The organism is Halomonas sp. SIMBA_159 (assembly GCF_046536035.1).
GTDB classification, from domain to species: domain Bacteria; phylum Pseudomonadota; class Gammaproteobacteria; order Pseudomonadales; family Halomonadaceae; genus Vreelandella; species Vreelandella venusta_A.
In genome coordinates this window covers 44,694-58,317 of the sequence record NZ_JAWJBT010000018.1, presented here as the reverse complement: position 1 = coordinate 58,317, position 13,624 = coordinate 44,694, and the positions used below count along the sequence as shown (strand labels likewise).

Annotated in this window: 11 protein-coding genes; 8 read left to right on the top strand and 3 right to left on the bottom strand. The window is 57.0% G+C overall.

Translation table 11 applies throughout. The features are described 5' to 3' along the window. Positions 1-144: 144 nt before the first annotated feature. Positions 145-1,680: a carbohydrate porin gene (locus R0J87_RS13060; protein ID WP_498886630.1), complete on the bottom strand. Its 1,536-nt coding sequence runs from the start codon at positions 1,678-1,680 to the stop codon at positions 145-147. Between the two features lie 469 nt (positions 1,681-2,149). On the opposite strand from R0J87_RS13060, the gene R0J87_RS13055 reads away from it, so the two are divergent. The 6 genes from R0J87_RS13055 (at position 2,150) to R0J87_RS13030 (ending at position 9,356) form a co-directional block, all read left to right on the top strand. Next, positions 2,150-3,421, top strand: coding sequence for an ABC transporter substrate-binding protein (locus R0J87_RS13055; protein WP_404345405.1), 1,272 nt, complete (start codon positions 2,150-2,152; stop codon positions 3,419-3,421). A 14-nt stretch (positions 3,422-3,435) separates the two neighbouring features. Next, complete coding sequence (locus R0J87_RS13050; protein ID WP_498886628.1) at positions 3,436-4,428, top strand: carbohydrate ABC transporter permease; 993 nt, start codon at positions 3,436-3,438, stop codon at positions 4,426-4,428. After that, a complete protein-coding gene (locus R0J87_RS13045) occupies positions 4,428-5,270 on the top strand; it encodes a carbohydrate ABC transporter permease (RefSeq protein ID WP_404345403.1) in 843 nt (280 codons plus the stop codon). Before R0J87_RS13050 ends, R0J87_RS13045 begins: the two co-directional genes overlap by 1 nt. A gap of 66 nt (positions 5,271-5,336) precedes the next feature. Then, positions 5,337-6,953: an alpha-glucosidase family protein gene (locus tag R0J87_RS13040; protein WP_404345402.1), complete on the top strand. Its 1,617-nt coding sequence runs from the start codon at positions 5,337-5,339 to the stop codon at positions 6,951-6,953. A gap of 67 nt (positions 6,954-7,020) precedes the next feature. Further along, positions 7,021-8,127 (top strand): ABC transporter ATP-binding protein, encoded by a 1,107-nt coding sequence (locus R0J87_RS13035; RefSeq protein ID WP_498886625.1) that lies wholly within the window; start codon positions 7,021-7,023, stop codon positions 8,125-8,127. Positions 8,128-8,324: 197 nt separating this feature from the next. Then, positions 8,325-9,356: a LacI family DNA-binding transcriptional regulator gene (locus R0J87_RS13030; protein WP_404466397.1), complete on the top strand. Its 1,032-nt coding sequence runs from the start codon at positions 8,325-8,327 to the stop codon at positions 9,354-9,356. A gap of 27 nt (positions 9,357-9,383) precedes the next feature. On the opposite strand, the gene gap is transcribed toward R0J87_RS13030, so the two are convergent. Beyond that, a complete protein-coding gene (gap, locus tag R0J87_RS13025) occupies positions 9,384-10,385 on the bottom strand; it encodes a type I glyceraldehyde-3-phosphate dehydrogenase (protein WP_404345400.1) in 1,002 nt (333 codons plus the stop codon). Between the two features lie 242 nt (positions 10,386-10,627). On the opposite strand from gap, the gene pyk reads away from it, so the two are divergent. Both pyk and R0J87_RS13015 read left to right on the top strand, forming a co-directional pair. Then, entirely contained in the window at positions 10,628-12,094 is a 1,467-nt protein-coding gene (gene pyk / locus R0J87_RS13020; RefSeq protein WP_498886623.1) for a pyruvate kinase, read from the top strand. Positions 12,095-12,148: 54 nt separating this feature from the next. After that, positions 12,149-12,625 carry a methylglyoxal synthase gene (locus R0J87_RS13015; protein ID WP_044629387.1) on the top strand — a complete coding sequence of 159 codons (477 nt, stop codon included), beginning with the start codon at positions 12,149-12,151 and terminating at the stop codon, positions 12,623-12,625. Between the two features lie 18 nt (positions 12,626-12,643). Here the strand turns inward: R0J87_RS13015 and cra are convergent, their stop codons facing one another. Then, positions 12,644-13,618 (bottom strand): catabolite repressor/activator, encoded by a 975-nt coding sequence (gene cra, locus R0J87_RS13010; protein WP_404465902.1) that lies wholly within the window; start codon positions 13,616-13,618, stop codon positions 12,644-12,646. Positions 13,619-13,624 lie beyond the last annotated feature (6 nt).

Genomic DNA, 13,624 nt, shown 5'->3' with positions numbered 1-13,624 from the left:
CCCCTCCTTTTCTCTACCCAAAACCTAGCCTAGTAAAGCTAGGCCAATAAAAAGCCCGCGACGAGTCGCGGGCAATCAGCATTGGTCAAATACGCGTCATGATTCCATGAGATCAAAACAGCCTTGCTAGGGAGCGGTTCGCTCTTAGAACCATACCTCAGTTTGTACACCGAAGGTGAACTCACCGCCGGTGAAGCCGTCGCTACCCAGCGAGCTAGCGCCGTAGCTGTTCAGGCTTTCATCCCAATCGCTGTAAGTAGTGAACAGACGGATTTCAGGACGCTTCCAGAACCCACCCACTTCCGGCTTGAAGGTCGGTGCAATGGTGAACTTCATGTAGTCGCCATCGACAGCGTTACGACCGCTGTAACCCTGCGGCTCGAAGTCTATCCACTGGTAGCTGGCTTCGTACTGCATTTCAAAGTTCTGATTGATTTCATTCGCTAGACGAACGTTTAGGGTCGCCCAGTCGTAGCTGTCGCCATTCGCGAAACGGTCATCGCTGGTTTCTGCCAAAATAGCAGGCGCAATACGCCATTGCGGGGCAATGTAAGTGGTGCCGTAAACGGCTAAACGCGTGGCCGTGGCGTCGTCAGTGAGGTCGCCATTGCTACCCAGGCCTTTCACCTCAGCACCCAAGCCTTGGCCGTGCAGCACGGCGGCTTTGAAGTTACCTTCGCCCATACCGAAGAAGCTATCACCGTGGTAAGCCACCATGGTGTGCCAGCCGGTATCAGCAGCGGTTTGGCCCGCGCCAATATCGCGCTCATCGTTATCGGCAGCGGACATACCGTTAACCATCACCTGCCAGTTACCGAAGTAGTTGTTGGAGGTCAGTACCAGGTTGTCGGTGTTGCTATCTCCACCGTCTAAACCGGGGTTCTCACGGTTAATGATCGGGAATTCGCTGAAGCTACGGCCATAGAGCGAGAAGTTGGTTTTCCAGTTCTCCGCCAGCTGTACGTCGTACACACCACCACCGGTACCAGCTAGGAAGACCACATCGCTATCGAGCCAGTGAATATCGAAGTTGTTACGGTCAAAGCGCTTACCGGCCCAGATGGATGCGTTTTCAAACGCCCCGGTGAAGCTGGGCAGGTCGCTGAATTCTGCATACACTTGGCGCACGTTTAGGTTGGTGTCATCGCCCACCCAATCGTTACTGGAGTTAGTGCCATGAGCCAACATGGTGGTGTAACGGGCTTTAGCACCGTTATCAAACTGCATGCGGTAATTCAAAATGGCTTCAGAGTAGGTGTCGGGCTCGTTACCCAAGCGACCGACGGCACCACCGTTGCCACCTGCTGGTGTTAGGTAAGGGCCACCCGGTGCGCTTTTGCCATCTTCACCGATCAACAGGCCAGAGCGGGCGTAAACGTTAAACGAGAAGCCCTCTTCACCGCTGGCCTGGCGCTCGACGCGCGCTAGGCGCTCTTCAATGTCAGCATCGGTAGTGGCAACGGCTGGGGCGCTTGAAGCAGGCGCTGCGCCGCGGCCCTGTTCGGCCAGCTCCGCACGACGCTCAGCCGCATCAGCACGCTGCTCGGCGGCTGCTATGCGTGCTTCCAGTTCGGCAAAGCGCTCTTCCATGGTCATGTTAGCGTTGGCGGCACCGCAAAGACCGAGGCTGGCAGCGGCGACGGCAATGGCTAAAGGTGTTTTGAACGTTGTTTTATGCATTGTTTTTCAACCCTAATGTTAAATCCTATTGTTTTTTATTCCGAACGCCCGAACCCGTTTGGCTCCCTACTTTTTGATCACCGGCCCCAAAACCAGTGTAAAAAGCCAGCGTTTCAGTGCTGCCACCCATGTCGTTACTTCGACTCGCCGAACCATGTGCCAAACAACGCGATAAGGTGGTTTACCCAACGTGTTGCAAAGTAACTTTCGTGTTGTGTGAAGATTGAGTGACAGGTGAAACTTAATCGATTAAGAGCTAGTAAACCAACAAGCTTTTGCTAATTATCGACCAATGTCTAAAGCCTTCTTTAACTTAGAAAAAATGCATTCAAATACGTTAGACAAAAGTCGCTATTGAACTTCACGCCAACAGACGGCTAACTGACAGCGTACTTAATCGTTTAAGTAGGCGCTGTTAGCGCTTTGATACCCCATCACTCACAACAAAAAAACGCCGAGGAACGCCGTTATGAAAAAGACACTACTCACGTCTGCTATTGCTTTGGCCAGTATTGCCAGCGCCGCTGGATCTGCCCAAGCGGCTGAGCTCACTATTTCCTGTGGAGCGGTAGGTGCAGAGTTGACCCTTTGCCAAGAAGGCGTACGCGCTTGGGAAGAGAAAACCGGCCACAGCGTCGATGTGGTTTCAACGCCGAACTCGTCTACTGAGCGGCTGTCGCTCTATCAACAAATTTTGTCTGCCAATTCCAGCGATATCGATGTCATGCAAATTGACGTGGTATGGCCGGGCCTGCTTGCCAACCACCTGCTTGACCTACGTGAAGTACTGGGTGAAGACGCCGCTGCTGGCCACTTCGACACCATCGTGACCAACAACACCATTGATGACCGCCTAGTGGCGATGCCCTGGTTTACCGATGCGGGCGTGCTCTACTACCGCGAAGACCTGCTTGAGAAGTACGGCCACGAAGCCCCCACCACCTGGCAAGAACTCACCGAGATTGCCCGCGAAATTCAAAACGCCGAACGCGAAGCGGGCAATGACCGCATGCAGGGCTTTGTGTTTCAGGGCCGTGCTTATGAAGGCTTAACCGTTAACGCCCTGGAGTGGGTCGCAAGCTTTGGCGGCGGCACCGTGGTGGATAACGAAGGTGAAGTGACCATCAACAACGAACGCGCCGCGCAAGCGCTGGATCTCGCTGCCTCTTGGATTGGCGACATCTCTCCTGAAGGCGTACTGAACTATACCGAAGAGGAAGCACGTGGTGTGTTCCAGGGCGGCAACGCGGTCTTTATGCGTAACTGGCCCTACGCATGGTCGCTGGCGCAAAGCGATGACAGCGATGTGCGTGACAAAGTAGGCGTTGTTCAACTGCCTGCCGGCGGTGAAGAGGGCCAAAGCGCTGCGGGTCTAGGCGGCTGGAACCTCGCGGTCTCTCGCTATAGCGAACACCCCGAGATCGCCGCTGACCTGGTTGCCTACCTGACCGGTGAAGAAGAGCAGAAGCGCCGCGCCATTCAGGCTTCTTACAACCCGACCATCGACTCGCTTTACCAAGACCAGGAAGTGCTGGATGCCGTGCCCTTCTTCGGTACGCTTTACGACACCTTCACGAACGCAGTTGCGCGCCCTTCCGCCCCCACCGGCGATGCCTATGGCCGCGTCAGCAACGCTTTCTTCAGCACCTCTCATGACGTGCTGTCTGGCACCAAAGATGGCGCTCAAGCCGTCGCGGACCTTGAAGGCGAACTGCTGCGCCTGAAGCGTCGTAACTGGTAATCGCGGAGACACCTATGTCGAGCTCTTCTCACCACTCTCACCAAGACGCGCCCCTCGGGGCGCGTTCCGCCACGCCTGCGCGTCGGCACCGTGGCACCAAGGTACGCCGCCAACGGGTTAAGGCGGCGTGGCTATTTTTAGCCCCCATGCTGATTGCGTTAACGCTGGTGGCGGGCTGGCCCTTACTGCGTACCTTCTTTCTTAGTTTTACCGATGCGTCGCTCTCCGATTTGGGCTCAGCGAACCTGATCGGCTTTGAAAACTATCTGGTTTACGACAATGGCCGCTGGTTTGGCGTGTTAGCCGACTCGGTGTGGTGGCAGTCCGTGTGGAATACGGTCTACTTCTCGGTCGTTTCCGTTTCGCTGGAAGTGGTGTTTGGCGTCATCGTGGCGCTGATTCTAAACGCAGAATTTAAAGGCCGTGTGATCGTTCGTGCGGCGGTCCTCATCCCTTGGGCGATCCCAACCATTGTCTCTGCCCAGATGTGGGCGTGGATGCTGAATGATCAGTTCGGCATCATCAACCACCTGCTGATGGTGGTTGGCATTATTGATAATCCTATCGCCTGGACGGCCAGCGCCACCTACTCCATGTGGGCGGTCATTATGGTTGACGTTTGGAAGACCATTCCTTTCGTCGCGCTGCTGGTGTTAGCCGCGCTGCAAATGCTGCCTAAAGATTGCTATGAAGCCGCCGAGGTAGATGGCATTCACCCAGTCCATGTGTTCTTCAAAGTGACACTCCCGCTCATCACCCCTGCCCTGATGGTGGCGGTGATCTTCCGCCTACTGGATGCCCTGCGGGTGTTCGACGTGATCTATGTATTGACCTCCAACTCCACCAGCACGATGTCGATGTCGGTCTACGCCCGTCAACAGCTGGTGGAATTCCAGGATGTCGGCTACGGCAGCGCAGCCTCTACGCTGCTGTTCCTGATCATCGCGCTGGCCACCATTGCCTACCTCTATCTTGGCCGCAAACAGATTCAATTGGGAGGTGACTGATGAACAGCCGTCAGTTAGCCAAAATCGCTAAACGCGTTGGTTTTTGGGCCCTTATCGCGGTCATCATGGTGTATGCGGTGTTCCCGTTTTACTACGCAGTGATCACCTCGGTAAAACCCTCCAGTGAACTATTCCGCGTGGAGCTGTGGCCCTCGACCTGGAACCTGGATAACTACGCGCAAATCTTCAGCCAATCGAGCTTTGTGCGGGCGATTTTTAACTCGATCATCGTCGCGTTCAGCGTGGTGTTTATCGCTTTGCTGTTAGGCATTACCGCCTCTTATGCGCTTGGGCGGGTACGCTTTCGCGGCCGCTCTACCGTACTGCTGGTCATTCTGGGTGTTTCGATGTTCCCTCAGGTGGCAGTACTTTCTGGGCTGTTCGAGGTGATTCGCGCGCTAAATCTTTACAACAACCCCGCCGGCCTGATTCTCAGCTACACCATCTTTACCCTGCCCTTCACGGTGTGGGTACTCACCACCTTTATGAAGCAGCTGCCCATGGAGCTGGAAGAGGCCGCCATCATGGATGGCGCCACGCCCTGGGTCACCATCACCAAAGTATTCCTGCCGCTGATGTGGCCGGCCATGGCGACCACCGGGCTGCTGGCGTTTATCGCTGCCTGGAACGAGTTTCTGTTTGCCCTGACCTTCACGCTCACCGATGCCCAACGCACGGTGCCGGTTGCGATTGCGCTGCTGTCTGGCGGTAGTGCCTACGAGCTGCCCTGGGGGCCGATTATGGCGGCTTCTGTGGTGGTGACCGTACCGCTGGTGATTTTGGTGATTATTTTCCAGCGCCGCATTGTGTCGGGCCTGACCGCGGGTGCCGTCAAAGGCTAACCCACGCAACGAATATATTGATGGGCTGATGTTTATCCGTCAGCCACTTTTTTTAAGGAATGAGTCATGCAAGACACTATGATGTGGTGGCGCGGCGGCGTTATTTATCAAATTTATCCGCGCAGCTTCTTAGACAGCCGCGGCGACGGTGTGGGTGACCTGAACGGCATCACCGAGAAACTGGATTACGTCGCGTCGCTCAACGTCGATGGTATTTGGCTATCGCCCTTCTTTACCTCGCCGATGCTCGACTTTGGCTACGACGTGAGCGACTACCGCGACGTGGACCCGATGTTTGGCACGCTGGAAGACTTCAAGGCGCTGCTGGAAAAAGCCCATTCGCTGGGCTTGAAAGTGATGATCGATCAGGTGATCAGTCACACCTCTGACCAGCACTCGTGGTTTCAAGAGAGCCGCCAGGATCGCACCAATCCAAAAGCCGACTGGTTTGTGTGGGCCGACCCGAAACCCGATGGCACACCTCCCAACAACTGGCTGTCGATTTTTGGCGGCTCGGCGTGGACCTTCGACTCCCGCCGCCAGCAGTACTATCTGCACAACTTCCTGACCAGCCAGCCGGACGTGAACTTCCACAACCCGGAAGCGCGTCAGGCACAGCTCGACAACATGCGTTTCTGGCTGGATTTGGGTGTCGACGGTTTCCGCTTGGATACGGTCAACTTCTACTTCCACGATGCCGAGCTGCGGGACAACCCGCCGGTACCGAAAGGCGAAGCCAAAACCCTGGGCGCACCGGAAGCGAACCCCTATACCTGGCAGCGCCACGTCTACGACCTCAGCCGCCCGGAAAACCTGGACTTCCTCAAAGACCTGCGCGCGCTGATGGATGAGTACCCCGGCACCACCACCGTGGGTGAGATTGGCGACGACAACCCGCTGGAGCGCATGGCTGAGTACACCGCCGGTGGCGATAAGCTGCACATGGCGTACACCTTCGACCTGCTCAACATGCCCCACTCCGCCAGCTACCTGCGCGAAGTGATCGAGCGTTTCCAACGCTTGGCAGGTGACGCCTGGCCCTGCTGGGCAACCTCCAACCACGATGTGGTGCGTAGCGCGACTCGCTGGGGCGCTGACGAAGACCCCCATGCCTACCCGAAAGTGATGCTGGCGATGCTGTTCTCACTGCGCGGCAGCGTGTGCCTGTATCAAGGTGAAGAGCTGGGCCTGCCGGAAGCCGACGTACCTTTCGAGCGCATTCAAGACCCCTACGGCAAAGTGCTGTGGCCCGAATTCAAAGGCCGCGACGGCTGCCGCACCCCCATGCCGTGGACTGACGGTGAGCAAGGCGGCTTCTCTCCGGTGGAACCGTGGCTGCCCATGGAAGCTCGTCACTTGGATTTAGCCGTTAGCCGCCAGCAAGACGACCCCAACGCCACACTCAATAGCGTGCGCGCCCTGCTAGCCTTCCGCCGCAGCCATCCGGCCATGTTCGATGGCGACTTGGCACTGGTAGACGTGGGCGAGGACCTGCTTGGCTTTACGCGGCAAAAAGGCGACGAAACGCTTCTGTGCGTTTTCAACCTGACCGGAGAAGAGCAGCACACTACTCTGCCCGTTAACGTTGCCAGCGACCTAACGGTTGCCAACTTCACCGCCACGCGAGATGGCAGCACGCTCACGCTGCCTGCGTATCAAGCCGCCTTTATGCAGGTTGCCTAAACGCCGCCTATAACAGTTAATAACGATAGCCGGCCCGCGACGCTCTTGAGGCCGGCAAGGAGTTACCATGGCAAGTGTTACGCTTGAAAAGGTCAACAAAGTATTTGGCCGAGATCACATTATTAAAGACGTCGATCTCTCCATTGGCGACGGCGAGTTTGTCGTATTTGTCGGCCCCTCTGGCTGCGGTAAATCGACTCTGCTACGTCTGATTGCCGGGCTGGAGTCCATCAGCGAAGGCGATTTGAACATTGGCGGCACCGTGGTCAACGATCTACCGCCTCGTGAACGCGGCGTGGGGATGGTGTTTCAGTCCTACGCGCTCTACCCGCACATGACCGTTTACGACAATATGGCGTTTGGTCTTAAGCTGGCCAAAACCGACAAAGAAACCGTGCACGAGCGGGTGATGAGTACAGCGAAGATACTGCAGCTGGAAGAGCTTCTGCACCGTAAGCCCAAAGCACTCTCCGGTGGCCAGCGCCAGCGGGTGGCGATGGGCCGCGCCATGGCGCGCGAGCCGCGTATTCTGCTATTTGATGAGCCTCTCTCTAACCTGGATGCCTCGCTGCGCGTGCAGATGCGCAACGAAATCGCCAGACTGCATAATCGTCTGGGTTCTACCATGATTTACGTGACACACGATCAGGTCGAAGCCATGACCCTGGCAGATAAAATCGTGGTGCTTAACCGTGGTCATGTCGAGCAGGTGGGCAGCCCTCACGAACTGTACCAACGCCCGGCCACTAGGTTTGTCGCTGGCTTTATTGGCTCTCCCACCATGAACTTCTTGCCCGCCAAACTGCTTAGCGGTGCCACTGACGGCTGCCGAGTTAGCGTTGCAGGATTAGGTGACGTTACCCTGCCACAAGCGGGCGATGGCTACTCGCAAGGCAGCGCATTGACGCTTGGCGTGCGCCCAGAGCACCTGCGCTTGGAAGCACCTCAAGGTGACAACTGCTTTGATATCGTCAACGTTGAGTACCTGGGTAATGAAGTATACGTATACCTAGAGCCGAAAGAGGGCAAAACGCTGCTGATTCACCGCAGCGAAGCGCCCAGCCAGTGGAAAGAGGGCCAGCAGGTATCACTGGTACCGGATACCGAGCACGTGCATTTATTTGATGAAAGCGGTGCTGCGCTCAAGCTTTCCGGCGCTCGCTCAGCAGCATAACGAGTCATAGAAGGGCTTATCACGGCCTTGGTGGGTGAGACAACCTTGCAAATGAGGGTAGTCGTCACACCACCAAGGCCGTTATTCTTGTGCGCGACAATTAAATAATTAGCCTGCGCTGTAAATGCGTCAGGCACGCACTCTCTCCACCAACGTTCTTCACCTGTTTAGGAAGTACCGTGACCGCCCCTCGCCGAATGACCCTAAAGGATCTTGCGCTCGAACTCGGCGTCTCTACCGCGACGATTTCCAACGCCTTTAACCGCCCCGACCAGCTCTCACCGCTGCTGCGCGACCGCATTCTCAAAGAAGCCAAACGGCTGGGATATAGCGGCCCCGATGCCAAAGCTCGCAGCCTGCGCACCGGGCGCTCCAGTATCGTTGCGGTGATTCTGGCCGAAAGCCTGACTTACAGCTTGAACGATGCCGTCGCCAGCGAGTTTCTCTCTGGCGTGGCTGAAGTGCTGGATGCCCACGGCCATACCATGCTGCTATTACCGGGCCGAGGCCACGCATCACAGCCGCCCGGCTCGGCTAATATCGCCGATGGATTTATCGTTTATGGACTGATGCCCAACAATAAGCTGTTGAATGAGCTTCCTTCACAGCGCCCGCTGGTGTCGGTGGATTTTGATATTGACGGCTGCCCCACGGTACATATCGATGACCGCGACGCCAGCTACGCGATGGCAACCCATGCGCTTAAGCAGCGCCCTCTTCGTCCTGCCATTATCAACCTGCGTTTAACCAAAGAGCACTGCAATGGCCGGGTGACCAAAGAGCACACGATGCTGCCGGACAGCAGCACCATTAGTCGCGCTCGCCTAGCCGGGTTTCACGCAGCGCTCACCGAGCATGGCTTTGATACCCAACAGGTTCCGCTATGGAATATTGAAGAGAACGTGTTTGACGTGTGCTCGCCGGTGATTACCGAGATCATCGACCTGCCTGCCGAGCAGCGCCCTGACCTTTTGCTATGCATGTCAGACCGAATTGCGCTCACCGCGCTAACGCTAGCAGAGCAGCGAGGCATTCACGTCCCAGGGGAGTTACGAATCACAGGTTTTGACGGCATTGCCGAAGGGCAGTACCGAGCACCACGCTTAACCACCGTACGCCAGGACAGCGCAGGTAAAGGGCGTGTGGCGGCCAAAATGATTTTAGGCCGAATACCAAAAACCCAGCAGCTGCTCAAAACCGAGCTGCTGCTGGGTGACACCTGCCCTTAAAGGACAGCCCCTAAAACGGCGGGATTATTACGCGGTTTTCTGCATCGCGATAGCGGTATCCAACATACGGTTGGAGAAGCCCCACTCGTTGTCGTACCACGCCATGATTTTCACCAGGCGACCGTTCACACGGGTGTGGTTAGCGTCAAAGATGGACGAGTGTGCATCGTGATTGAAGTCGATAGACACCAGCGGCTGGGCGTTGACGGCCAAGACCGGCGAGTTCGCGGCGGCTTTCTCAACAATCGCGTTGATCTCTTCTTTGGTGGTATCGCGGCCAGCGGTGAAGGTTAGATCCACCAGAGAAACGTTGATCACCGGCACGCGCACAGCCAGGCCATCGAACTTGCCTGCCAGCTCCGGCAGTACCAAACCTACGGCTGCTGCCGCGCCGGTTTTGGTCGGAATCATGGAGTGGGTGGCACTACGCGCACGGTAGGGGTCGGTGTGATAAACGTCCGACAGGTTCTGGTCGTTGGTGTAGGCGTGAACGGTGGTCATCAGGCCATTCTCAATGCCTACTGCATCGTTCAGCGCTTTAGCAACCGGGGCTAAGCAGTTGGTGGTGCAAGAAGCATTTGATACCACGGTGTGCTCAGCGGTCAGAATGTCGTCATTCACACCGTAAACAATGGTGGCATCCGCATCTGGGCTAGGCGCAGAAATCAGCACGCGCTTTGCGCCTGCAGCAATATGCTTGGCCGCCGCCTCGCGCTTGGTAAACAGGCCGGTACACTCCATGACTAAATCAATGTTCATAGAGGCCCAAGGCAGGTTGGCCGGGTCGCGCTCAGAAGAGATCGCAATACGATCCCCATCCACGCTGATGCTCTCTGCATCGTGCTCAACCGCAAACGGGAAATGGCCGTGAACGGTATCGTGGCGCAGCAGGTGGGAGTTTAGGGAAGGGTCGCCCAGATCGTTAATCGCAACTACCTGAACGCGATCACGGTAGCCGTTTTCGTACAGCGCACGCAGTACGTTACGGCCAATCCGTCCAAATCCGTTAATGGCAACTCTTATTGTCATGGTAGCACCTCAATCAAGCAGTGGTCGTAGATGGCGTATCCAGTAAAAAAATTACTAAAAATACGTATTTAAGCACCTATAGGCCGATTTTAACCTGCCATAACCGCCCCTAAAGGCTAATAACTATCCAATATGTAGTAAAATTACTATATAAAGGCTATCGTAGTCCAATACTTAATCAACGATTCACCTGCCCTTTTTTCGGGCCTTGTTCAGCCCACGCTGCTCATCAGGAGTACCATATGACACGCGCAACGTCCCCGACTCCCCTTCGCCGTACCAAAATCGTCGCCACGCTTGGCCCAGCCAGTGACCGCCCCGGGGTGTTGGAAGCCATGCTAAAAGCGGGCGTTGACGTGGTGCGGCTGAATTTCTCCCACGGCTCTGCTGATGATCACCGCCGCCGCCTCACCGAGGTGCGCGAGATCGCTCAGCGCTTAGGCCGCAGTGTCGCCGCACTCGGCGACTTGCAAGGCCCTAAAATTCGTATTTCCCGCTTCAAAGAAGGCGCTATCCACTTAGACATCGGCCAAGCGTTTGTGCTCGATATGGCCATGGATGCCAATAGCGGCACCACCGAACGGGTTGGCTGCGACTACAAAGCGCTAGTAGATGACGTTTCACCCGGCGACCGTCTGCTGCTGGATGACGGCCGCGTAGTGCTGGATGTCACCTCCATTGTTGGGCAGGAAGTGCATACCCGAGTTCACGTGGGTGGCAAGCTGTCTAACAACAAGGGCATTAACAAACAGGGCGGTGGCCTGTCGGCACCGGCCCTAACCGACAAAGATAAGCAGGACCTGAAAACAGCCATTGAGATTGGCGTGGACTATTTAGCTGTCTCCTTCCCGCGCCATGCCGCCGATATGCAAGAAGCCCGCGCACTGCTGGGCGAGGAAGGCAAAGAGATTGGCTTGGTCGCTAAACTGGAACGCGCAGAAGCCGTAGCCAACGATGAAACCTTAGACGCCATCATTGAAGCGTCAGAAGCGGTGATGGTCGCCCGTGGCGACCTGGGCGTAGAGATTGGCGATGAAGCGCTGATTGGCACGCAAAAGCGCATTATCAAGCATGCTCGCTCACTGAATCGTGCTGTGATTACGGCTACGCAGATGATGGAGTCGATGATTGAGTCGCCGCTCCCCACCCGTGCGGAAGTATTCGACGTGGCTAACGCCGTACTCGACGCCACCGATGCAGTCATGCTCTCTGCCGAAACCGCAGCGGGCGACTACCCGGTAGAAACCGTTGAGGCTATGAACCGCGTCTGCCTGGGTGCTGAGCGCGAGCGCATCGCCCAAGCCTCCGGCCACCGTATTCATGAAGGCTTCGAGCGGATCGATGAAACCATCGCGCTTTCCGCCATGTACGCCGCCAACCATCTGACCGGCGTACGCGCGATTGCCTGCATGACCTCCACCGGCTACACGCCGCTGATTGCCTCACGCATTCGTTCAGGCTTACCGATTGTTGGCTTGGCCCACAGCCCCATCGCCCAGCGGCGCATGGCGCTCTATCGCGGCGTGGTCTCGATTCCATTCGATACCACGCACATGGAGGCCACCGAGGTGAACCATGAAGCCATCAAACTGCTGAAGGCCCATGGATTGGCACGCCCAGGTGAGCATGTCATTCTTACTCGCGGCGACCATATGAACGCCCACGGCGGCACCAACACCATGAAAGTACTGGCCGTTGACGCCGAGTAAATAACCGCCTCGCCGCACTATCAATAATAAGCGAATGTCCAGGAGAGCCATGCCATGAACGATGCCCGCCCACCCCGCCAAGCCGTGCGCACGCTGCAACCGCGCAAGCGTATTGCGCTGATTGCCCACGATGGCAAAAAAACCGAGATGCTGGAGTGGGCGACGCGCTGGCAAGACACACTCAGCCAGCACACGCTGATTGGCACAGGCACTACCGCAGGGCGGCTGAAAACCGCCCTGGGGCTAGAAGTGGAAGGCTTAATGAGCGGGCCGCTAGGCGGCGACCAGCAGATTGGGGCGCGCATCGCCGAGCAGCAGCTCGACGTGCTGATCTTCTTTTGGGACCCCTTTGCACCGCAGCCCCACGACCCGGATGTGAAAGCACTGCTGCGTTTAGCGGCGCTATGGAACGTGCCGGTAGCGTGTAATGCGGCCAGCGCCGACTTTCTGCTCTCCTCACCTTATCTTAGCGAACGCTATGATATGTCGATTCCAGACGCAAACGCCTGGGCACAGGCCCGCACGGTATAAACCGCGCGCACCCTGCGCTCAGCGGGTACGCAGGCGGCGCGCGACCACCTGCTGCCCGCATTGGTAGCTTCCATTCATCGCGCCCAGCGCGCACTGAAGCGTCAGCTCGGCGATGCGGTCATAATCCTGCAACGCCGAATTAACCGGCTGAGGCAGAAAATCTAACAGGCGGTGGTCACCAAAAGTGGCTAACCGCAGCGTCTCCGGCAGCCCGCCCTGGGCAAGCAGCTCATCAAACACACCTTCCATCAGCGCGTAGGAGGCCGTGACCAGCGCATCTACCTCGCCTGCAGCAAAGAGCTGTTGCGCCAGTTCAACGCCCACATCCCGCTCGTAGCGCCCACCGCTAAAGGTAACTGCTTCAACGCCCTTCCCTTCCAGTGCAGCAAAAAATCCTGCACGGCGCTCCCGGCTTACCGAAAGTTCAGGCATTGCATCCAGCCACGCGATTCGCCGCGTTGCGCTGCCCATCACCGAGCACGTCAGCGCGTAGGCTGCCTCTTGGTCATTGCTCACCACGCTGGCAAAGCGCTCGGGCGTCAGGCCACGGTCCATACCCACCACGCACCACCCTTCATCGGTCAAATCAGCATAAAAGGTGTCGTTTTCCGGCAGGCAGCTGGCGGTAATCAGCACTTCACAGCGCTGTGCGCGCAGCGCCAAGGCCAGCGTGCGCTCACTATCCGCGCAGTCATCGGAACTCACCACCAGCAGCTGGTAGCCACGCTCTCGAGCACCGCGTTCAAGACGTTTGGCAAGGCGCGCGTAGCTGATATTTTCTAAATCCGGCACGATCAAACCGATCAACCGGCTAGCGCCACGACGCAGCGCGGCGGCCTGAGGGTCAATGTGATAGCGGTGCTGACGCACGATGGCCATCACTTTATCGATAGTGGCCGGGCTGATGCGCCGCTGCTCGGCCTGGCCGTTGATTACATAGCTTGCCGTGGTGCGCGAAACCCCGGCAAGCCGGGCAATATCGGCAAGTGTCATGCTGGT